The organism is Streptomyces luteogriseus (assembly GCF_014205055.1).
Lineage (GTDB): Bacteria > Actinomycetota > Actinomycetes > Streptomycetales > Streptomycetaceae > Streptomyces > Streptomyces luteogriseus.
This window is the reverse complement of sequence record NZ_JACHMS010000001.1, coordinates 6,619,917-6,638,529: the sequence shown is the minus strand read 5'-3', so window position 1 is coordinate 6,638,529 and position 18,613 is coordinate 6,619,917. Positions and strand designations below refer to the sequence as shown.

The following is an 18,613-nucleotide window of genomic DNA, read 5'->3' as shown; positions in this document are numbered from 1 at the left end:
ACGCATGCGCTACTTCACCGACCCCGCCATCACGCCCTGCACGAAGTGCCGCTGGAACGCGAAGAACACGACCACCGGAACCACCAGGGACACGAACGCCCCCGGTGCCAGGACGTCGATGTTGCTGCCGAACTGGCGTATCTGGGACTGGAGTTCCACAGTCAGCGGCTGCGACGCGCTGTCCGCGAACAGCAGCGCGACCAGCATGTCGTTCCACACCCACAGGAACTGGAAGATGGCCAGGGAGGCGATCGCGGGCCGCCCCACGGGCAGGACGAGCCGCGTGAAGATTCGCCACTCGCTGCCGCCGTCCATGCGCGCGGCCTCCAGCATCTCCTTGGGCATCTCGGCGAAGTAGTTGCGGAGCAGGAACACCGCGAACGGCAGACCGTAGGCCACGTGGAAGAGGACGACGCCCGGGATCGTGCCGAACAGGCCCAGCTGACCGAAGAGTTTGGCGACCGGCAGCAGGCCGATCTGCACGGGCACCACCAGCAGCGCGACCACGAGCAGGAAGACCGGTTCCCGCCCGGGGAAGTCCAGCCACGCGAAGGCGTACCCCGCGAGTGCCGCGATCACCACGACCAGCACCGTCGTCGGCACCGATATCAGCACCGTGTTCCAGAACGCCTGTGTGATCCCGGAGTTGCCCAGCAGCGACGAGTAGTTGTCGAAGGACAGCTGCCCGGGGCTGGAGAACACCGTCCACCAGCCGCCCTTCGCCGTGTCCTCGGCGGACCGCAGCGAGGACAGGAACAGTCCGGCCAGGGGCGTCATCCAGACCAGGCCGACCAGGACGAGGAAGGCCTGGACGACTCCGTTGCCCAGTCCGCGCCGCACCGCGTTCATCGCTGGCTCCTTCGGAAACGGCGGACGTTGAACGCCATGGCCGGGACGACCAGCAGCAGCAGGAGGACGCCGAGCGCGCTGCCGAGCCCCTGGTTGTTGCCGCCGCCGAACGACACCAGCCACATCTGCGTCGCGAGGACGGTCGCGTCCTCCTGCACGGGACCGGGCGCGATGATGTAGACGAGGTCGAAGACCTTCATCACGTTGATGACGAGGGTGATGAAGACGACCGACAGCACCGGTGCCAGCAGCGGCACGGTGATCCGCCGGAAGATCTGCCACTCGTTCGCGCCGTCCATCCGGGCCGCCTCCAGGGCGTCCCGCGGCAGGGTCGACAGACCCGCCCCGATCAGCACCATGGCGAAGCCCGTCCAGATCCACAGGTACGCGCCGATGATCGCCGGGGTGACCAGCGCCGGCCCGAGCCAGGAGACGCCCTCGTAGGGCTGGGCGAAGTTCGACGACGGCAGTCTTACCTCGTAGGAGCCCGATTCGAGGCCCTGGAAGCGGAAGGAACCGTCGGCGGCCGTGGTGGTCGTGGCGATCGTCTCGCCGTCGCGGACCGCCTCGACCTTCATCTCCGGCAGTCCGCTCTCCCGCCGGTCGACCTTGCCCTGCTCCCCTCCCCCGCCGGGCGTGAAGTCCAGGTAGACGACACCGCGCAGTTCGTCGGGGCCGGCCTTCCGCCCCGCCGCCGCGTACGCCGGCTCCGCTCCGCCCGGCAGGTCGCCGGGCTGCACGCCGACCAGGCCCAGTGCCACCGCGTCCCCGGGCGCCACGCCCGTACTCGTGCGGTACGAACCGTCCTTGTCCTTCGTCAGGCCCTGAGCCTCACGCGGCCGGGCCGTCGGATAGGAGGACTCCTCCTTGAAGGCGTCGTGGACGGAGACGACGGCGGCGTTGAGCACGCCCTTGTCGGGGTCCTCGTCGTAGGCGAGCCGGAAGATGATGCCGGCGGCGAGGAAGGAGACCGCCATCGGCATGAACAGGAGCAGTTTGAAGGCCGTGGCCCAGCGGACCTTCTCCACCAGGACGGCGAGGATCAGTCCGAGGCCGGTGAGCAGGGCCGGGGCGATGACGACCCAGATGGCCGTGTTGCGGACGGCCTTGAGGGTCGCCGGGTCGCGGAACATCTCGGTGTAGTTGTCGCCGCCGACGAAGCTCGTCCCGGAGGCGTCGAAGAAGCTGCGGCCGATGCTGAACAGCACGGGGTAGACGACGAGCGCGCCGAGCAGCAGCAGTGCGGGGAGCACGAACAGCAGGGCGATGATCTTCCCTCGCCGGCGCAGTCGCCGGGTGCGGTCGGCGACCGGGCCGGGCGGTGGGGAGCTCGTCTCTTTCACGAGGGTCGCTGTCATGGCGTATCAGTCCTGGTACGCCTTGGCCGCCGCGGCCTCCAGCTTCGCCGCGGTGCCCTTCGGGTCGGACGGGTCGCGCAGGAAGTCCTGGAGGAGCTTCCACTCGCCGGCGCCCTTCGTGCCGCCGAACGCGGCGGGGGCCTGGTCGGACATGTCGAAGCGGACCGAGTCCCCGGCCTGGACGAGGGACTTGGCGGTGGCGCGGGTGACGTCGTCGCCGTAGGAGGCGAGGTCGACCTTCTTGTTCGGGGAGAGGAAGCCGCCCGCCTCGGCCCACACCGCGGAGGCCTCGGGGGTCGACAGGTACTCCAGGAGGGCCTGGGCGGCCTTCTGGTTCTTGCCGTCCTTGAGGACGACGGCGGCGTCACCGCCGCTGACGACCGGCGCCTCGCCGCCGCCGACCGCCGGGAACGGGAAGAAGTTGGCGTCCTCGCCGACCTTCTTGCCGAACTGGTCCTTGGCGACACCGGCGACGAAGTCGCCCTCGTAGACCATGCCGGCCTCGGGCTCCGGGCCGAACACCTTCTCCACCGAGCCGGGGAAGTCGGTGTTCAGGGCGCCCTTCTGGCCGCCCGCGATGAGCTGCTTGTCCTTGAAGAGCTTGCCGAGGGTGGTGAGGGCGTCGACGACGGAGGCGTCGGTCCACTTCAGCTTGTGGGCGGCGAGGGCGTCGTACTTCTCGGGTCCGGCCTGGGAGAGGTAGACGTTCTCGAACCAGTCGGTGAGGGTCCAGCCGTCCTGCCCGGCGACGGAGAACGCGGCGAGGCCGGAGTCGGACACGGTCTGCCCGGCCTTGAGCATGTCGTCGTAGCTCTTCGGGGGCTTCACACCGGCCTGCTGGAGGGCGTCGGGGCTGTACCAGACGGTCGACTTGTGGGCGGCCTTGAAGTACAGGCCGTAGAGGGTGCCGTCGACGCTGCCGTACTTCTTCCACACGGGGGCGTACCCGGCGTCCACGGCCTGCTCGGTCTTCTTCGACAGCGGCTTGAGCCAGCCCTTCTGGGCGAACTGCTTGAGGACGCCGACCTGCGGGACCATCACGACGTCGGGGGCGTTGCCGCCCTCGATCTTGCTGCCGACGACGGTGGAGACGTTGTCGCCGGTGGACGTGAACTGCGTCTTGGCGCCGGTCTTCTCGGTGAAGGCGTCGAGCACCTTCTGGAAGTTCTTCTGCTCGGTGCCGGACCAGACGCCGGCCACGGTGACCGACTGGCCGTTGAGCGCCTTGTCACCGCCGCCGGCCGAGACGGGGCCGCCGCCGCAGGCGGTCGCGCCGAGTGCCAGGACGAGGGCGGTGCAGCCGGTGAGCAGGGTGGTACGTCGTCGCATCATCGTTGATGTCCCTTCGGGGAGTTGACTTGCGGGGAGTTCAGGAACGGATCCACCAGGCGGCCGTCGACCCGGAGAGCACTCCGGGCGGGCAGGGGCCGCTGGCGAGCAGGGGGGTGCCGGGGACCGGCGCGGGAGTGGGGGCCGTGCCGAAGTTGACGGCGCACACCAGGTCGCCGCGTTCGAAGGCCAGAACGCCGGGCGAGGCGTCCAGCCAGCGCAGGGTTCCCTCGCCCAGCTGGGGCAGGGTGCCTCGCAGTTGAAGGCCGTCGCGGTACAGGTGCCAGAAGGAGCGGGTGTCGGCGAGGGCGCGGTCGGTGGCGTACTCGGCGAAGTACTCCGGCTGCGGCAGCCAGGGCTTGGCGCTCTCCACGCCCGGGGTGAAGCCGAACGGCGAGGCCTGGCCCGACCAGGGCAGCGGGACCCGGCAGCCGTCGCGGATGCGGGCCCGGCTGCCGGTGCGGCGGAAGATCGGGTCGGTGAGCACGTCGTCGGGCAGGTCCACGACCTCCGGCAGACCGAGCTCCTCGCCCTGGTAGATGTAGGCGGCGCCGGGCAGGGCCAGCATCAGCAGCGCGGCGGCGCGGGCACGGGCGGCGCCGAGGCCGCTGCCCTCGGTGGCGGGTTCGCCGTAGCGGGTGACGGTGCGGACCTGGTCGTGGTTGTTGAGGACCCAGGTGACGGTCGAGCCGGTCCCGGCGATGTCCTGCATGGCCTCCGAGATGACCTTCCGGAAGGCGTCGGCGTCCCAGGAGGCGCTCAGCAGGTCGAAGAAGAAGGCCTGGTGGAGTTCGTCGGAGCGGACGTACTGCGCGTGCTCGCGGGCGGTCGGCACGGACACCTCGCCGACGAGGAGGCGTTCGCAGCCGTCGCGCTCGGTGTACTCCTCGCATATGGAGCGCCAGCGGCGCCACACGTCGTGCACCTCGGGCTGGTTCCAGGCGAGCGGGTTGACCGAGTCGCGGGTGCGGGCGTCGGCCTCCGGGTCGTCGGAGTCGGGCAGCTCGGGGTGCTTGTAGAGGCCGGCGGCGACGTCGATGCGGAAGCCGTCGATGCCACGGTCCAGCCAGAACCGCAGGATCCGGTCGAACTCGGCGCCGATCTCGGGGTTGCGCCAGTTCCAGTCGGGCTGTTCGGGCGCGAACATGTGCAGGTACCACTGGCCGGGCGTGCCGTCCGGCTCGGTGACCCGGCTCCAGGCGGGGCCGCCGAACATGGAGTGCCAGTTGTTGGGCGGCTCGGCGCCGTCCGGGCCGCGGCCGTCGGCGAAGTGGAAGCGGGCCCGGGCCGGGCTGCCGGGAGCCGCCGCGAGCGCCTCGCGGAACCAGGGGTGCTCGCTGGAGCAGTGGTTCGGGACGATGTCGAGCAGCACCTTGACGCCGAGCCGCCGGGCGGCACCCACGAGCTGGTCGAACTCGTCGAGGTCGCCGAAGAGCGGGTCGACGCCGCAGTAGTCGGCCACGTCGTAGCCGTGGTCGTGCTGCGGCGAGGGATAGAAGGGGCTCAGCCAGATCCCGTCGACGCCGAGCTTCTTGAGGTACGGCAGTCCGGCGCGGACGCCGGCGAGGTCGCCGATGCCGTCGCCGGTGCTGTCGAGGAAGCTGCGGACGTACACCTGATAGATCACTGCGTCACGCCACCAGTGGTGCCTGTTCAACCCATCGACCTGTCTCTGAGGAGGGCAGCGGTTATGCATGCATGTTAAGTAGGCGTGTCGAGAGGGTGTCAATGAAAAGGCAGAAGCTACCGAGCGGTTGAGGTGACTGAACCCGGACATACCGGTGCAATATTCAGCGATTCGAGACGTCCGCGTTACCTAACAAGTAAGTAGAGAGGTGACGGGTGAGCGACTCAGGATCGGCTAGCGGCGCGAGATGGCGGCGAGCTCGCGCGCCAGGCGGCGCATCGCGGCGGCGGGCGCCTGATGCCCGGCCATCGCGTCGTGCACGACCGCCTGCACGACCAGGCTGACCTGGTCGTAGCGCGGGCTCTTGGGGCGGGGCTCGGCCGCGAGGACGCTCGTCCGCAGCGTCGGCAGGTACGGGAACCTGCGGATGAGCGCGGGGTCCTGGTAGAGATCGGCCCGCACGGGCGGCAGCGCACCGCGGGTGAGGACCTGGCGCTGGACGCGCTCACTGGTGAGGTACGCGATCAGACGGGCCGCCGAGTCGGGGTGCCGCGCGTGCGCGCTGACGGCCAGGTTGGAGCCGCCGAGGACGCTGGTCCCCGGGCCGTCGGGCCCCGGCAGGGGGACCGCGCCGACCTTCCCGGCGATCTTCGAGCCGGGGGCGGAGGCGCCGACGTAGGCGTACGGCCAGTTCCGCAGGAAGAGCAGCCGGCCGTCCTGGAAGGCCTGTTTGGACTCTTCTTCCTTGTAGGTCAGCGCTTCCCTGGGGATCCAGCCCTCGCGCACTCCGCGCGCCAGGAACCCGATGCCCTCGCGGGCCGCCGCCGAGTCGACGGTGACGCGCTCGCCCTCGTCGCCGAGGATCGAGCCGCCCGCCGAGTAGACGGCCTCGGCGGCGTTCACGGTGAGGCCCTCGTAGGGCAGGAACTGTCCGGCGTAGCCGTCGAGGCCGTGTTTCGGGGCGATGGCCTTCGCGTACCGCTCCAGCTCCGCCCAGGTGCGCGGCGGCGCGACGCCCTCCTCGGCCAGGACGTCCTTGCGGTACAGCAGCAGTCCGGCGTTGGTCACGTACGGGACGGCGTAGAGCTGCCCGTCGTAGGTCGCCGTGTCCACGACCGGCTGGAGGAAGGTCTTCAGGGGGAAGCGGTCCCGGGGCAGCGGTCTGATCCAGCCCGCCGCGGCGAACTCCGAGGTCCAGTTGACGTCGATGTTGAGCACGTCGAACCGGCTGCGGTCGCCGTCGCGCAGGTCGGTGACCATCTGGGCCTGGGTCTCGTCGGCGGAGTCCGGCAGCTCGACGAGGGTGACCTTCTCGCCGGGATGGGTACGATTCCAGCCTTCGAGCAGGGGGCCGAGGTAGCCGGTGAGGTCTCCGGCGGTGGCCAGGGTGAGGGGGCCGCGACCGGCCTGCGGGGGTTCGCCCGCCTGCGCTCCGGCGGCAACGTAGCCTGTCAGGACCACGACGAGAACGAGGAGGCCCCTACCCGCGGCATGGATCCACCGCATAGGTTCCTCCCTGTACACCGGCGCTGGGCACCCTTGCCCGGAACAGAGGCCATGTATACCTGTTAGGTATGGGCGATACTAGGGCCTGGAGCACATTGGACCGGACAGGAGGACTGCACGCGTGCGCCTGCCCCTCCTGGCCCTCCTCGCCCGCGGACCAGCCCATGGCTACGAGCTCAAGCAGGACCTTGAGCAACTGCTGGGCTCCGCGTACCCTCAGCCGAACGTCGGCCAGATCTATGTGACCCTCGGCCGCCTCGAGAAGTCGGGACTGATCGAGGGCGAGGACGTGGCGCAGTCCAGCCGACCCAACAAAAAGGTCTACCACCTCACCGACGCCGGGCGGGAGGCGCTGCGCGCCTGGTTCGAGGAGCCCGAGGACGAGCCGCGGGTGCGGGACGAGTTCTTCATGAAGCTGGCGCTCGCTCCGCAGACCGGCCTCGCCGAGCAGATCACCCTGATCAACCAGCAGCGGCGCCAGTACCTGAACACCATGCGGCAGATGTCGAAGCTGGCCGCCGCCGAGAACCGCGACAACCGCATCGCCCATCTGCTGATCGAGGGCGCGATGCTGCACCTGCAGGCCGACCTCGACTGGTTGGAACGGTGCCAGGAAGAGCTGGAGGAGCTGGAGTGAGCGACGACCGTCCCGCTCCTGTGCTGCGCGCCGAGGGGCTGGTGAAGACCCACCACGGCGAGGGTGCCCCGGCGCACGCCGTGCGCGGGGTCGACCTGTGCGTACGCCAGGGCGAGTTCGTGGCGATCACCGGCCCGTCCGGCGCCGGCAAGTCGACGCTGCTGCATCTGCTCGGCGGGCTCCAGCGGCCGGACGCGGGGCGCCTGTGGCTCGACGGCGAGTCGACCGACACCTACGGCGAGGCCCGCTGGGCGGTGGAGCGCAGGAAACGGATCGGGATCGTCTTCCAGTTCTTCAACCTCGTCTCGAACCTGTCCGTCGCCGACAACGTGGAGCTGCCCGCCCTGCTCGCCGGCACCCCGCCGAAGCAGGCGCGCACCGAGCGCGAGGCGCTGCTGGCCGAGCTGGGCCTGACGGGCAAGGAGCGCAGCATGCCGGGCGAGCTGTCCGGCGGTGAGCAGCAGCGCGTCGCGCTGGCCCGGGCCCTGGTCAACCACCCGCCGCTGCTGCTGGCCGACGAGCCCGCGGGCAGCCTCGACTCCAAGGGCACCCGCGAGGTGATGCGGCTGCTGTCCCGCTTCCACCAGCGCGGCCAGACGATCGTGCTGGTCACGCACGACGCCCGGCTGGCGAGCGCCGCGGACCGGGTGATCAGCTTCTTCGACGGCCGGATCGCCGACGACGCGGAACTCGACGGCGGCTCCACCCCGCCGCGCCGCTCCGGCATATCCGGTGTGCTGGAACTCAAGGACTGACATGCGCGTCCACGACCGCACCGACAAGCGCGCGGCGCACGGGCCGAGGGGCTGAGGCCCGTGCGAGCCACCCTGCGCTGGGCGCACTCCGATCTGCGCACGCACCGCGGCGAGGCGCTGTTCCTCGTCCTCGCCACCGCGGGCATCGTCGCCTCCCTGTTGCTGGCCACGGCCCTGTTCGGTTACGCGACCAACCCCTGGCAGCGTGTGTTCACGCAGTCGCACGGCGCCCATGTGTGGCTGCACACCGACAAGGCGGCCGACACCGGGAAGCTGGCCCAGCTGACCGGCGTGGACTCCGTCAGCGGCCCCTACCCGACCGCCGCCGCCACCGTCGCCTCGCGCGGCAGCCGCGCCGCCGTCGAGCTGCGCGCCACTGCGGAACGGCCCTCCGCCGGCCGTCCCCCGATCGTCTCCGGTCACTGGCTGGACCCCTCGACCCCGAACGGCGTGGTGCTGGAGAGCCGTCTCGCCCGCGCCCTGCTGGCCGAGCCCGGCGACACCCTCACCGTGCCCGGCACCGCCCGTGAGCTGACCGTCGTGGGCCTCGCCGACAGCGCCGAGCCGCGCTACCGGCCCGGTGAGCAGCCGGGCCTGGTCTGGGCCCTGCCGTCGGCGGTGCCGGATCCCGGTGGCCAGGTGATCGGGCTGCGGCTGACGGATCCGGGCGACACGTCCTACGTCGTCCAGCGCGCGGTGACCGTGCTGGGCTCCGGGGCGATCGGCGAGGTCTCCACCTGGCAGCAGGCGCGGGCCGAGGCGCAGGGCGACAACCGGCTGCTCGGCCAGGTACTGGGACTGTTCGGGCTCGGCGCCCTGGTCGCGGCCGGGTTCGCGGTGCACGGGGCGATCGGCACTCGTATCCGCGGTCATCTGCGGGACCTCTCCGTCCTGAAGGCCATCGGCTTCACCCCGGGCCAGGTGGTCCGGATCTTCCTTCTCCAGCACCTCGCCTACGCCCTGCTGGGTGCCGTGGCCGCCGCCGGTCTCGCCGAGGCCCTGGGCAGCCGGATCCCGGGGCGGCTCGGGGACGCGGTGGGGGTGTGGCAGGGGCTGCCCGGGCACACCGTGGCGCTGCTCGTGGTCCCGGTCGGCGCGGTGCTGTTCATCGGCGCGACCACCGGGCTGGCCGCCTGGCGGGCCGGACGCGTGCCGCCGGTGCCGGTGCCGCGTCCCGCCGCACCGTCGGGCGGACGGCTGTCGGGCGTGGCGCGCCGGGCCCTCGGCGTGCGGATCCCGCCCGCGCTGGTGCTGGGCTGGCACAAGGCGTTCACCCGCCGCCCCCGGTCCCTGGCCACCGTCGCCCGCCTCACGCTGCCGCTGCTGCTGATCGTCGTGGCGATGAGCGCCTGGACCACCCTGGACCGCTTCCACAGCGAGCCCGAGCGGATCGGCCTGCCCACCACCCTCAGCGTCCGCGCCGACGACTCCGGCCTGAGCGAGCAGCAGACCCGCTCCCTCCTGGAACGCGACCCGGACGTCGCCGCCGCCTACCCGGGCGTCGAGACGGCGGCCCTGGGCGCGAGCCAGACGGCTACCATCGCGCTGCGCGGCCTCGGCACCCACCAGGACCCCTACCCGTACACCCTCGCCGAGGGCCGCCCCGCCCGCGGTGCCGACGAGGCCGTGGCCGGTCAGGGGTTCCTCGACCTGCTGGACGTGCGCGTCGGCGACTGGGTCCGGATGACCGTCGGCGACCAGCCGCAGATCCTGCACATCGTGGGCCGCAGCATCGAGCCGGAGAACGCCGGCCGGGTCATCTCCACGTCCCTCGACACCCTCCGCGAGAACGACCCGGATCTCCGCCCGACCGTCTACGAACTCCGGCTGGCCGCCGACGCCGACCCGCGCGAGGTCGCCGACCGGCTCGCGAAGGCCGGGGGCGGCCACCTGGACGTGCACACGGTGACCAACCCGGCCGACGGGCTCTCGCCGCTGCGCGCGGTCGTCGCCGGGCTGATCGCCGTGCTGGCCCTCATCGGGCTCATCGAGCTGCTGACCGCGATCGGCGGCACCGTCCGCGAGAGCGAACGGGACCTGCTGGCCCTGAAGGCCATCGGCCTGTCCCCCCGGCAGATCACGGCGATCACCGTCACGGCCACCGGCCTCACGGCGCTGGCGGCCGTCCTCACCGCCACCGCCCTGGGCTTGCCGCTCGCCCGGTGGCTGATCGACGCCCAGGGCCGGTCCAGCGGCATCGGCGCGGGCATCGCGCAGGGGCCCTCCGCGGCGTTGATGGTGCTGCTCGGGATGGCAGCGGTGCTCTGCGCGGCCGCGCTTGCCGCCGTCCCCGCGGCCCGGGCGGCCCGGCGGCGCCTCGCGGACACGCTGAGCGCGGTGGCCTGACGCCGGTACGGCCCGGGAGTCAGCCTCCGTACGGGTACCGCGGGTCGTACGGCGGCTGCGGGTGCGGGGCGTAGGGGTGCTGCCCACTCGGCGCGTAGGGATGACCGTACGGGTTCCCCTGCGGCGGGAGGTACGGCGATCCCGCCGAAGGCATCGGCGGGACCGGCCCGGGCACGGCAGGGTGAGTCGCGGGATGGGCGTTCAGCCGGATTCCGTAGCGCCGCTTCAGCCGCCGCATCTCCAGCAGCGCGATGGCGGTGACCGTCAGCGGCGCGCCCAGGATGAAGACGATGCCGAGGGTGAGGCTGAGTCCGTGCAGATCACCGGTCACCAGGTCCGGGACGGCCACCAGCCAGCTGGTCACCATGGCGAGCAGCGGCGGCAGACAGCGGTGGACGGCGGCCGTGCCGAAGAAGTTGCCCGAGACCCGCACGGCTCCGGAGGCTGTGAAGGCGAGCAGCCACAGCATCGTCATGCCGAACCCGATGATCACGGCGACGTTCGCGGACGCGTTCACCGTCCGCACCAGCCGCAGCACGGCGGCCACGCAGCCGACGAACAGCACCAGCAGCGCGAGGGACCTGAGCAGCGGCGTCCGCACCTGCCGCACCGTGCCGCCACGCCGCCACACCCAGAGCATCGCCCCGACGGTGAGCGGGGTGAGGAAGAGCAGGACGACCGAGGCCGTCATCGCGTTCTCCAGCAGCTCCGTGACGTCGAAGCCACCCTCGACGAAGGTGTAGACACCGAGCGAGGTGACCGCCCCGGCGATGACACGGACCCGCTTCAGGCGCTCCACGGACGGGTCGAGCGGCTGCGGGATCCAGGCGGGGTGGAACACCGCCCGCGCCACGTCCTGAGGTTTGAGCAGGGACCGGGCCGTCAGCGTGCCACCGGTCCAACTTCCGCGTGTGCGTGCCACTTCGCGCTCCCCCGAGCACTCGCCGTGATGATCGCCCGGGAGTCTACGGGAAGCGGACGGCGCGCTGCCGCCCGCCTCCCGTCCGGCGCCGGGGGCTACCGGCCGCGCAGCTCCCGGTACGTGGCGACCAGCGCCTTGGTGGAGGCGTCCAGGCCCTCGACCTCGGCGCCCTCGGTCAGCGCGGGCTCGACGCGCTTGGCGAGGACCTTGCCGAGCTCGACGCCCCACTGGTCGAAGGAGTCGATGTTCCAGACGGCGCCCTGCACGAACACCTTGTGCTCGTAGAGGGCGACCAGCTGACCGAGGACGGACGGCGTCAGCTCGGGCGCGAGGATCGTGGTCGTCGGGTGGTTGCCCTGGAACGTCTTGTGCGGCACCAGCTCCTCGGGCGCACCCTCGGCCCGGACCTCCTCGGGCGTCTTGCCGAACGCGAGAGCCTGCGTCTGCGCGAAGAAGTTGGCCATCAGCAGGTCGTGCTGGGCCTTGAGCGGCTCGCTCAGCTCGGCGACGGGCCGGGCGAAGCCGATGAAGTCCGCGGGGATGAGCTTGGTGCCCTGGTGGATCAACTGGTAGTAGGCGTGCTGCCCGTTGGTGCCGGGCGTGCCCCACACCACCGGCCCGGTCTGCCACTCCACCGGCTTTCCGTCGCGGTCCACCGACTTGCCGTTGGACTCCATGTCGAGCTGCTGGAGGTAGGCGGTGAACTTGGACAGGTAGTGGCTGTAGGGCAGGACGGCGTGCGACTGGGCGTCGTGGAAGTTGCCGTACCAGATGCCCAGCAGGCCCAGCAGCAGGGGGGCGTTGGCCTCGGCCGGGGCGTTGCGGAAGTGCTCGTCGACGATGCGGAAGCCGTCGAGCATCTCCCGGAAGCGGTCCGGGCCGATCGCGATCATCAGGGACAGGCCGATCGCGGAGTCGTACGAGTAGCGGCCGCCGACCCAGTCCCAGAACTCGAACATGTTGTCGACGTCGATACCGAAGCCGGCGACCTTCTCCGCGTTGGTCGACAGCGCGACGAAGTGCTTCGCCACCGCCTTCTCGTCGCCGCCCAGCCCCTTGAGCAGCCAGGAGCGCGCCGAGGTGGCGTTCGTGATCGTCTCGATCGTGGTGAAGGTCTTGGACGCGACGATGAACAGGGTCTCCGCCGGGTCCAGGTCCCGAACCGCCTCGTGCAGGTCGGCGCCGTCCACGTTCGACACGAAACGCACCGTCAGCGAGCGGTCGGTGAAGGCCCGCAGCACCTCGTACGCCATCGCGGGGCCGAGGTCGGAGCCGCCGATGCCGACGTTGACGATGTTCCGGATCCGCTTGCCGGTGTGGCCGGTCCACTCCCCCGACCGCACCCGGTCGGCGAATGCGGCCATCTTGTCGAGCACGGCGTGCACACCCGGGACGACGTTCTCGCCGTCGACCTCGATGACGGCGTCCCGCGGGGCGCGCAGCGCGGTGTGCAGCACGGCCCGGTCCTCGGTGGTGTTGATCCTCTCGCCGCGGAACATCGCGTCCCGGAGCCCGAAGACGTCGGTGGCGGCGGCCAGTTCGCGCAGCAGCCGCAGGGTGTCGTCGGTGACCAGGTGCTTGGAGTAGTCGACGTACAGGTCGCCGACCCGGAGGGTGTACGCGGCGCCGCGGCCGGGGTCGGCGGCGAACAGCTCGCGCAGCCGGACTTCGCCCAGCTCCTCGCGGTGCTTGGCCAGTGCCGTCCACTCGGGCGTCTGGTTGAGCCTGGTACGGCCGTCTGCGTTCATCTGGGACTTCAGCCTTCTTCCTTGCCTGCCTGTGCTGCTGCGTAGCTGCCCCGCTGCCGGTCCAACCTAATTGATCAGCGGTTGCCGTGGCCTGTCGTCGCGCCGTCGTCCGGCGCAACAACAGGTACGTCCGAACGGCGGGCGGGTATCAGCGCGGTGACGGACAGGACGAAGAAGGCGGCCGCGAGCAGCGCGGGGGTGTTCTCCCCCCAGGCGCCGGCGACGGCTCCGCCCAGCAGCGCGCCCAGGGGTGCGCCCGCGACCGCGAGCGTACGGAAGGCGGAGCTCACACGGCCCAGCAGCTCGGCGGGGCTGCGCTGTTGCATCAGCGTCGTGGTGTTGACGTTCCACACCATCCCCATGAACCCGAAGACGGCCAGGGCGGCCACCAGCGCGACCATGCTGCGCACCGAGCCCATGACGAGGAGGGCGGCGGTCTGCGCCGTCCCGGCGACCAGCACCAGGCGCATCCGTCCGAAGCGGGCGACGAGCCGACCGCCCACCCCTCCCCCGGCCAGACTGCCGACCGTGTACGCGGTCATCGCCACCGCGTATCCGGCGTTGCCCGCGTCGAGCCAGCCGGTCACCAGGATCACGAGGGTGGCGACGAGGGCGCCCATGCCGACGTTGCACAGGGCGGTGGCCGTGCACAGTCCGCGCAACGCCTTGTCGCGGGTGAGGACGCGCAGTCCCTCGGCGATCTCCCGTCGCAGTGTGCTCCCCGCCGGCCTCGGCTCTCGGTCCGGCTCGGCGGCCGGGAGCGTGGCGATGAGCGCGGCCGCCACCAGGAAGGTCACCGCGTCCGCCGCGAACGGCACCGCCACCCCGGCGGCCAGCAGCAGCGGCACGATCGGTCCGCCCAGCAGACCGCCCGCGATGCGCTGGCCGGTCAGCAGCCGGGCGTTGGCGCTGCCCAGCGCGTCCCGGTCGACCAGGGCGGGCAGCAGTGCGGTGGCGGCGTTGTCGAAGAGGGTCTGCAGGGTCGTCAGCGCGAAGGCCAGCACGATCAGCAGGGCGATCGAGGCATGGCCGAGGGCGACGGCCACCGCGAAGGCGGCGACCAGCAGCCCGCGCACCGCGTCCACCGTCCACATGGCCCGCCGCTGGTCCACCCGGTCGGCGACGGCCCCGCCGAGCAGGCCGAAGACGATCCAGGGGAGATGACCACAGGCCGTGACGGAGGCGATGAGCAGCGGATCGTCGGTCAGGGTGACAGCCAGCAGGGGCAGCGCCGCCGTCCGCAGTGCGTCGCCGAAGCTGGACAGCACGGCGGCACTCCACAGCCGCCCGAACCCCCCACGCCACGCGGGCGCGCGGAGACTCCCCACCTCGACCGCCGCCACCGCTCCCCCTCATGGTTCGTCCGATGCACAAACCGTAGAGGGCACCACTGACAATCAGTCGGCGGCGAAGGCGGACAGACAGCTCCGGCCGGGCACCTGCTGATGCCCGGCCGGTCTCGACTTCTAGATCTCGCCCCGCAGTTTGGCGAGCGCCTCGGCGAGGATCGCCTCGCCGTCCGCGTCACTGCGCCGCTCCCGCACATACGCCAGGTGCGTCTTGTAGGGCTCGGTCCGCGGCGGGTCCGGGGGGTTGTCCCGGTCCTGGCCTGCCGGAAAGCCACAGCGGGGACAGTCCCAGGTATCGGGCACCTGCGCGTCGCTGGCGAAGCTCGGCTGGGTCTCGTGTCCGTTGGAGCACCAGAAGGAGATGCGCAGCCGCGGCGCGGACTCGCCGCGCTCGGCCTCGCCCATCGGCCCCGCCCCGACCCGGCTTCCCCGGATCGCGTTGCCACTTGCCACGGTCGTAACTCCCTGCGTGATGGTGCCGCGAAGCGAGTCGGCGTTCCGCTTCGCTGCGAGCGCCTCAGTCTACGTAAGGCCCAACGCGCGTCCAGTGATTGGAGTTACAACCCTCACACCTAGACGCAAGCCCCATGATAGGCCGCGCTCAGCTGCGCGTACCGAACATGGGGCCTTACGTACAAGTTCCGTGCGGATTGCGGCTCGGTCAGTTGTTCACCTTCATCAGGATGCCGAGCACGACAATGCACGCGAACCATCCCAGACCGACCACGACGGTGATCCGGTCGAGGTTGCGCTCGGCGACCGAGGAGCCGCCGACGGAGGACTGCATGCCGCCGCCGAACATGTCGGAGAGGCCGCCGCCCTTCCCCTTGTGCATCAGCACCAGCAGCATCAGCAGCAGGCTGAAGACGATCAGGGCGATCGAGAACCCCAAAACCACGGCTGGACCAACTTCCTCGGATTCGGATGACGACGCGGGGCCCAGCACAGCGCTGGACCCCGCAAGGGTACGACGGATCGCCGCTACCGCATACTCACTGGTCGCGGAAGCGCACGATCTTGACGAACTCGTCCGCGTCCAGCGAGGCGCCGCCGACCAGGGCGCCGTCGATGTCGGCCTGGGCCATGATCTCCGCGACGTTGCCCGCCTTGACCGAGCCGCCGTACTGGATGCGGATCTTGTCGGCGAGGTCCTGCGAGTACAGCTCGGCGATCTTGCCGCGGATCGCAGCGCAGACCTCCTGGGCGTCCTCGGCGCCGCAGACCTTGCCGGTGCCGATGGCCCAGACGGGCTCGTAGGCGATCACGACGGTCTCGGCCTGCTCGGCCGGGAGGTCCTTCAGACCGCCCTCGACCTGGGCGAGGGTGTGGGAGACGTGGTTGCCCGCCTCGCGGACCTCCAGCTCCTCGCCGACGCACAGGATCGGGGTCAGGCCGTGCTTGTAGGCGGCCTTGACCTTGGCGTTCACCAGCTCGTCGGTCTCGGCGTGGTACTGCCGGCGCTCGCTGTGGCCGATGGCGACGTACGTGCACTTCAGCTTGGCCAGCATGGGGCCGGAGATCTCGCCGGTGAAGGCACCGCTGTCGTGGGCCGAGATGTCCTGGGCGCCGTACTTGATCTTGAGCTTGTCGCCGTCGACCAGGGTCTGCACGGAGCGCAGGTCGGTGAAGGGCGGCAGGACGGCGACCTCGACGGCCTCGTAGTCCTTGTCGGCCAGGGCGAAGGCGAGCTTCTGGACGTGCGCGATGGCCTCGAGGTGGTTGAGGTTCATCTTCCAGTTGCCCGCCATCAGCGGCGTGCGCGTGCTCATAAGGGGTCAGTCCTCCAGTGCGGCGAGGCCGGGGAGCGTCTTGCCCTCGAGGTATTCGAGGGAGGCGCCGCCACCGGTCGAGATGTGGCCGAATGCGTTCTCGTCGAAGCCCAGGATGCGGACGGCGGCGGCGGAGTCGCCACCACCGACCACCGTGAAGGCCTGGGAGTCGAGGAGGGCCTGGGCGACCGCCTTGGTGCCCTCGGCGAAATCGGGGTGCTCGAAGACGCCCATGGGGCCGTTCCAGAAGACGGTGGCGGCGTCGGCGATCTTCGAGGCGTACAGCTTGCGGGACTCGGGGCCGATGTCCAGGCCCATCTGGCCGGCCGGCATGGCGTCCGCGGCGACGGTGCTGGGCCGGCCCGGGGCCTTGGTCTTGAGGTCCGGGAACTCCGGCGCGACCACGACGTCCACCGGCAGGACCAGTTCGACGCCGTTCTTCTCGGCGCGCTCGATGTACTCCAGGACGACCGGGAGCTGGTCTTCCTGGACCAGGGAGGATCCGATCTCGTGGCCCTTGGCCTTGAGGAAGGTGAAGACCATGCCGCCGCCGATGAGCAGGCGGTCGGCCTTGCCGAGCAGCTGGTCGATGACGGCGAGCTTGTCGGACACCTTGGCGCCGCCCAGGACGACGGCGTAGGGCCGCTTGACGTCGTCGGTGAGCTTCCTCAGGACGCCGACCTCGGTGGCGATGAGGTAGCCGGCGTAGTGCGGCAGGCGGGCCGGAAGGTCGAAGACCGAGGCGTGCCCCCGGTGCACGGCGCCGAAGCCGTCGCCCACGTAGACGTCCGCGAGGGCGGCGAGCTCGTCGGCGAAGGCGCCGCGCTCGGCGTCGTCCTTGCTCGTCTCACCGGCGTTGAAGCGCAGGTTCTCGACGACCGCGACCTGGCCGTCGGCGAGGCCGGCGACGGTGGTCCGGGCGGACTCGCCGACCGTGTCGGTCGCGAAGGCCACGTCCGACCCGAGGAGTTCACCGAGGCGCGCGGCGGCCGGAGCGAGGGAGAAGGCCGGGTCCGGGGTGCCCTTGGGGCGGCCCAGGTGGGAGGCGACGACGACCCGTCCGCCCGCGTCGGCGAGGGCCTTGACCGTGGGCAGCACGGCGCGGATGCGGCCGTCGTCGGTGATGCGCGTGCCGTCCAGCGGCACGTTCAGATCGGCGCGGACGAAGACCCGCTTGCCCGCGACCCCTTCGGTGAGGAGTTCGTCGATCGTCTTCATGAAGGGACTCCTGAAAGAGCTCGTGATCGCTCGTAAGCGCTCGTGATCGAACAGCTCTGATCTGTACGTGAGTCAGGGCTCGGACGGCGCGTCCTCGCGCCGCCCGAGCCCTGCTCTCACATGGACGTGCCTGCTGGGTTGATCAGAGCTGGCTGCCGACGAAGACCGTAAGGTCCACGAGGCGGTTGGAGTAGCCCCACTCGTTGTCGTACCAGCCGATGACCTTCACGCTCTTGCCCTCCTGGACCATGGTCAGGGAGGAGTCGAAGGTGCAGGACGCCGGGGCGTTCACGATGTCGGAGGAGACGATCGGGTCCTCGGTGTACTCGAGGATGCCCTTGAGCTCGCCCTCCGCGGCCTTCTGGAAGGCGGCGTTGACCTCTTCCTTGGTGACCTCGCGGGACAGCTCGAGGACCAGGTCGGTGACCGAGCCGGTCGGGACCGGGACGCGCATGGCGATGCCGTCCAGCTTGCCCTTGAGCTGCGGCAGGACCAGCGCGGTGGCCTTGGCGGCGCCCGTGGTGGTCGGGATGATGTTCTCGGCGGCGGCACGCGCGCGACGCAGGTCCTTGTGCGGGAAGTCCAGGATGCGCTGGTCGTTGGTGTACGCGTGCACCGTCGTCATCAGGCCCTTGACGATGCCGAAGTTCTCGTCGAGGACCTTCGCCATCGGCGCCACACAGTTGGTGGTGCAGGAGGCGTTGGAGATGACGTGGTGGTTCGCCGGGTCGTACTTGTCCTGGTTGACGCCCATCACGATGGTGACGTCCTCGTCCTTGGCCGGAGCCGAGATGAGGACCTTCTTCGCGCCACCGGCGATGTGCTTCTCGGCGTCGGCCTTCTTGGTGAAGATGCCGGTCGACTCGATGACGATGTCGACGCCCAGCTCGCCCCACGGGATGTCGGCGGGGTTGCGCTCGGCCAGGACCTTGATCGTCTTGCCGTCGACGGTGATCGTGTCGGCGGTGTGGGTGACCTCCTGCTTGAGGCGGCCCAGGATCGTGTCGTACTTCAGCAGGTGAGCGGTGGTCGCGGTGTCACCCAGGTCGTTGACAGCCACGATCTCGATGTCTGCACCCTGCTCCAGGAGCGCGCGGAAGTAGTTACGACCGATACGGCCGAAGCCGTTGATGCCTACGCGGATCGTCACGAACCGATCTCCTCGTTGGTACGCCGGCCATGAAGTGCCGGCGAGCTCTG

At 70.7% G+C, this 18,613-nt stretch carries 16 protein-coding genes; 3 read left to right on the top strand and 13 right to left on the bottom strand.

Translation table 11 applies throughout. The annotated features are described in order from the left end of the window. Positions 1 to 9: 9 nt before the first annotated feature. The 5 genes from BJ965_RS29540 to BJ965_RS29520 all read right to left on the bottom strand — a co-directional run bounded on the left by BJ965_RS29540 (position 10) and on the right by BJ965_RS29520 (position 6,669). The gene (locus tag BJ965_RS29540; protein ID WP_184912747.1) at positions 10 to 849 is read right to left on the bottom strand and encodes a carbohydrate ABC transporter permease; all 840 of its coding nucleotides are present in this window, start codon (positions 847 to 849) and stop codon (positions 10 to 12) included. Beyond that, on the bottom strand, positions 846 to 2,207 hold the full coding sequence (locus BJ965_RS29535) for a carbohydrate ABC transporter permease (protein ID WP_184912745.1): 1,362 nt from the start codon (positions 2,205 to 2,207) through the stop codon (positions 846 to 848). Before BJ965_RS29535 ends, BJ965_RS29540 begins: the two co-directional genes overlap by 4 nt. Positions 2,208 to 2,213: 6 nt before the next feature. Next, the gene (locus tag BJ965_RS29530) at positions 2,214 to 3,539 is read right to left on the bottom strand and encodes an ABC transporter substrate-binding protein (RefSeq protein ID WP_184912743.1); all 1,326 of its coding nucleotides are present in this window, start codon (positions 3,537 to 3,539) and stop codon (positions 2,214 to 2,216) included. Between the two features lie 37 nt (positions 3,540 to 3,576). Next, the gene (locus BJ965_RS29525; protein ID WP_184912740.1) at positions 3,577 to 5,232 is read right to left on the bottom strand and encodes a glycoside hydrolase family 13 protein; all 1,656 of its coding nucleotides are present in this window, start codon (positions 5,230 to 5,232) and stop codon (positions 3,577 to 3,579) included. 165 nt (positions 5,233 to 5,397) lie between these two features. After that, positions 5,398 to 6,669, bottom strand: a complete 1,272-nt coding sequence (locus tag BJ965_RS29520) for an ABC transporter substrate-binding protein (protein WP_184912738.1) — start codon at positions 6,667 to 6,669, stop codon at positions 5,398 to 5,400. Positions 6,670 to 6,790: 121 nt separating this feature from the next. Between BJ965_RS29520 and BJ965_RS29515 the strand changes: the two genes are divergently transcribed. The 3 genes from BJ965_RS29515 to BJ965_RS29505 are packed head-to-tail and all read left to right on the top strand — an operon-like array spanning position 6,791 to position 10,407. Then, the gene (locus tag BJ965_RS29515; RefSeq protein ID WP_030852729.1) at positions 6,791 to 7,306 is read left to right on the top strand and encodes a PadR family transcriptional regulator; all 516 of its coding nucleotides are present in this window, start codon (positions 6,791 to 6,793) and stop codon (positions 7,304 to 7,306) included. Further along, positions 7,303 to 8,061: an ABC transporter ATP-binding protein gene (locus tag BJ965_RS29510; protein ID WP_184912736.1), complete on the top strand. Its 759-nt coding sequence runs from the start codon at positions 7,303 to 7,305 to the stop codon at positions 8,059 to 8,061. The genes BJ965_RS29515 and BJ965_RS29510 overlap by 4 nt, the downstream gene beginning before the upstream one ends. A gap of 60 nt (positions 8,062 to 8,121) precedes the next feature. After that, complete coding sequence (locus tag BJ965_RS29505; RefSeq protein WP_184912733.1) at positions 8,122 to 10,407, top strand: ABC transporter permease; 2,286 nt, start codon at positions 8,122 to 8,124, stop codon at positions 10,405 to 10,407. A gap of 19 nt (positions 10,408 to 10,426) precedes the next feature. On the opposite strand, the gene BJ965_RS29500 is transcribed toward BJ965_RS29505, so the two are convergent. The 8 genes from BJ965_RS29500 to gap all read right to left on the bottom strand — a co-directional run bounded on the left by BJ965_RS29500 (position 10,427) and on the right by gap (position 18,563). Further along, positions 10,427 to 11,329, bottom strand: coding sequence for a hypothetical protein (locus BJ965_RS29500; RefSeq protein ID WP_184912731.1), 903 nt, complete (start codon positions 11,327 to 11,329; stop codon positions 10,427 to 10,429). A 95-nt stretch (positions 11,330 to 11,424) separates the two neighbouring features. Next, entirely contained in the window at positions 11,425 to 13,077 is a 1,653-nt protein-coding gene (gene pgi, locus BJ965_RS29495) for a glucose-6-phosphate isomerase (protein WP_184912729.1), read from the bottom strand. Positions 13,078 to 13,151: 74 nt separating this feature from the next. Beyond that, entirely contained in the window at positions 13,152 to 14,420 is a 1,269-nt protein-coding gene (locus BJ965_RS29490) for an MFS transporter (RefSeq protein WP_184912727.1), read from the bottom strand. Positions 14,421 to 14,543: 123 nt separating this feature from the next. Then, positions 14,544 to 14,879 carry an RNA polymerase-binding protein RbpA gene (locus BJ965_RS29485; RefSeq protein ID WP_003957010.1) on the bottom strand — a complete coding sequence of 112 codons (336 nt, stop codon included), beginning with the start codon at positions 14,877 to 14,879 and terminating at the stop codon, positions 14,544 to 14,546. A 208-nt stretch (positions 14,880 to 15,087) separates the two neighbouring features. Then, on the bottom strand, positions 15,088 to 15,324 hold the full coding sequence (secG, locus tag BJ965_RS29480; RefSeq protein ID WP_184912724.1) for a preprotein translocase subunit SecG: 237 nt from the start codon (positions 15,322 to 15,324) through the stop codon (positions 15,088 to 15,090). Positions 15,325 to 15,418: 94 nt separating this feature from the next. Beyond that, positions 15,419 to 16,195 carry a triose-phosphate isomerase gene (tpiA, locus tag BJ965_RS29475; protein WP_030852764.1) on the bottom strand — a complete coding sequence of 259 codons (777 nt, stop codon included), beginning with the start codon at positions 16,193 to 16,195 and terminating at the stop codon, positions 15,419 to 15,421. A gap of 6 nt (positions 16,196 to 16,201) precedes the next feature. Beyond that, positions 16,202 to 17,413, bottom strand: a complete 1,212-nt coding sequence (locus BJ965_RS29470) for a phosphoglycerate kinase (protein ID WP_184912722.1) — start codon at positions 17,411 to 17,413, stop codon at positions 16,202 to 16,204. Positions 17,414 to 17,555: 142 nt separating this feature from the next. Further along, positions 17,556 to 18,563, bottom strand: a complete 1,008-nt coding sequence (gap, locus tag BJ965_RS29465; RefSeq protein WP_184912719.1) for a type I glyceraldehyde-3-phosphate dehydrogenase — start codon at positions 18,561 to 18,563, stop codon at positions 17,556 to 17,558. Between the last annotated feature and the right edge of the window lie 50 nt (positions 18,564 to 18,613).

What these genes read in the sequence shown, in the direction of transcription:
- BJ965_RS29540 (WP_184912747.1), bottom strand. Translation starts at nt 849, where the DNA reads ATGAACGCGGTGCGGCGCGGACTGGGCAACGGAGTCGTCCAGGCCTTC.
- BJ965_RS29535 (WP_184912745.1), bottom strand. Translation starts at nt 2,207, where the DNA reads ATGACAGCGACCCTCGTGAAAGAGACGAGCTCCCCACCGCCCGGCCCG.
- BJ965_RS29530 (WP_184912743.1), bottom strand. Translation starts at nt 3,539, where the DNA reads ATGATGCGACGACGTACCACCCTGCTCACCGGCTGCACCGCCCTCGTC.
- BJ965_RS29525 (WP_184912740.1), bottom strand. Translation starts at nt 5,232, where the DNA reads ATGCATAACCGCTGCCCTCCTCAGAGACAGGTCGATGGGTTGAACAGG.
- BJ965_RS29520 (WP_184912738.1), bottom strand. Translation starts at nt 6,669, where the DNA reads ATGCGGTGGATCCATGCCGCGGGTAGGGGCCTCCTCGTTCTCGTCGTG.
- pgi (WP_184912729.1), bottom strand. Translation starts at nt 13,077, where the DNA reads ATGAACGCAGACGGCCGTACCAGGCTCAACCAGACGCCCGAGTGGACG.
- tpiA (WP_030852764.1), bottom strand. Translation starts at nt 16,195, where the DNA reads ATGAGCACGCGCACGCCGCTGATGGCGGGCAACTGGAAGATGAACCTC.
- BJ965_RS29470 (WP_184912722.1), bottom strand. Translation starts at nt 17,413, where the DNA reads ATGAAGACGATCGACGAACTCCTCACCGAAGGGGTCGCGGGCAAGCGG.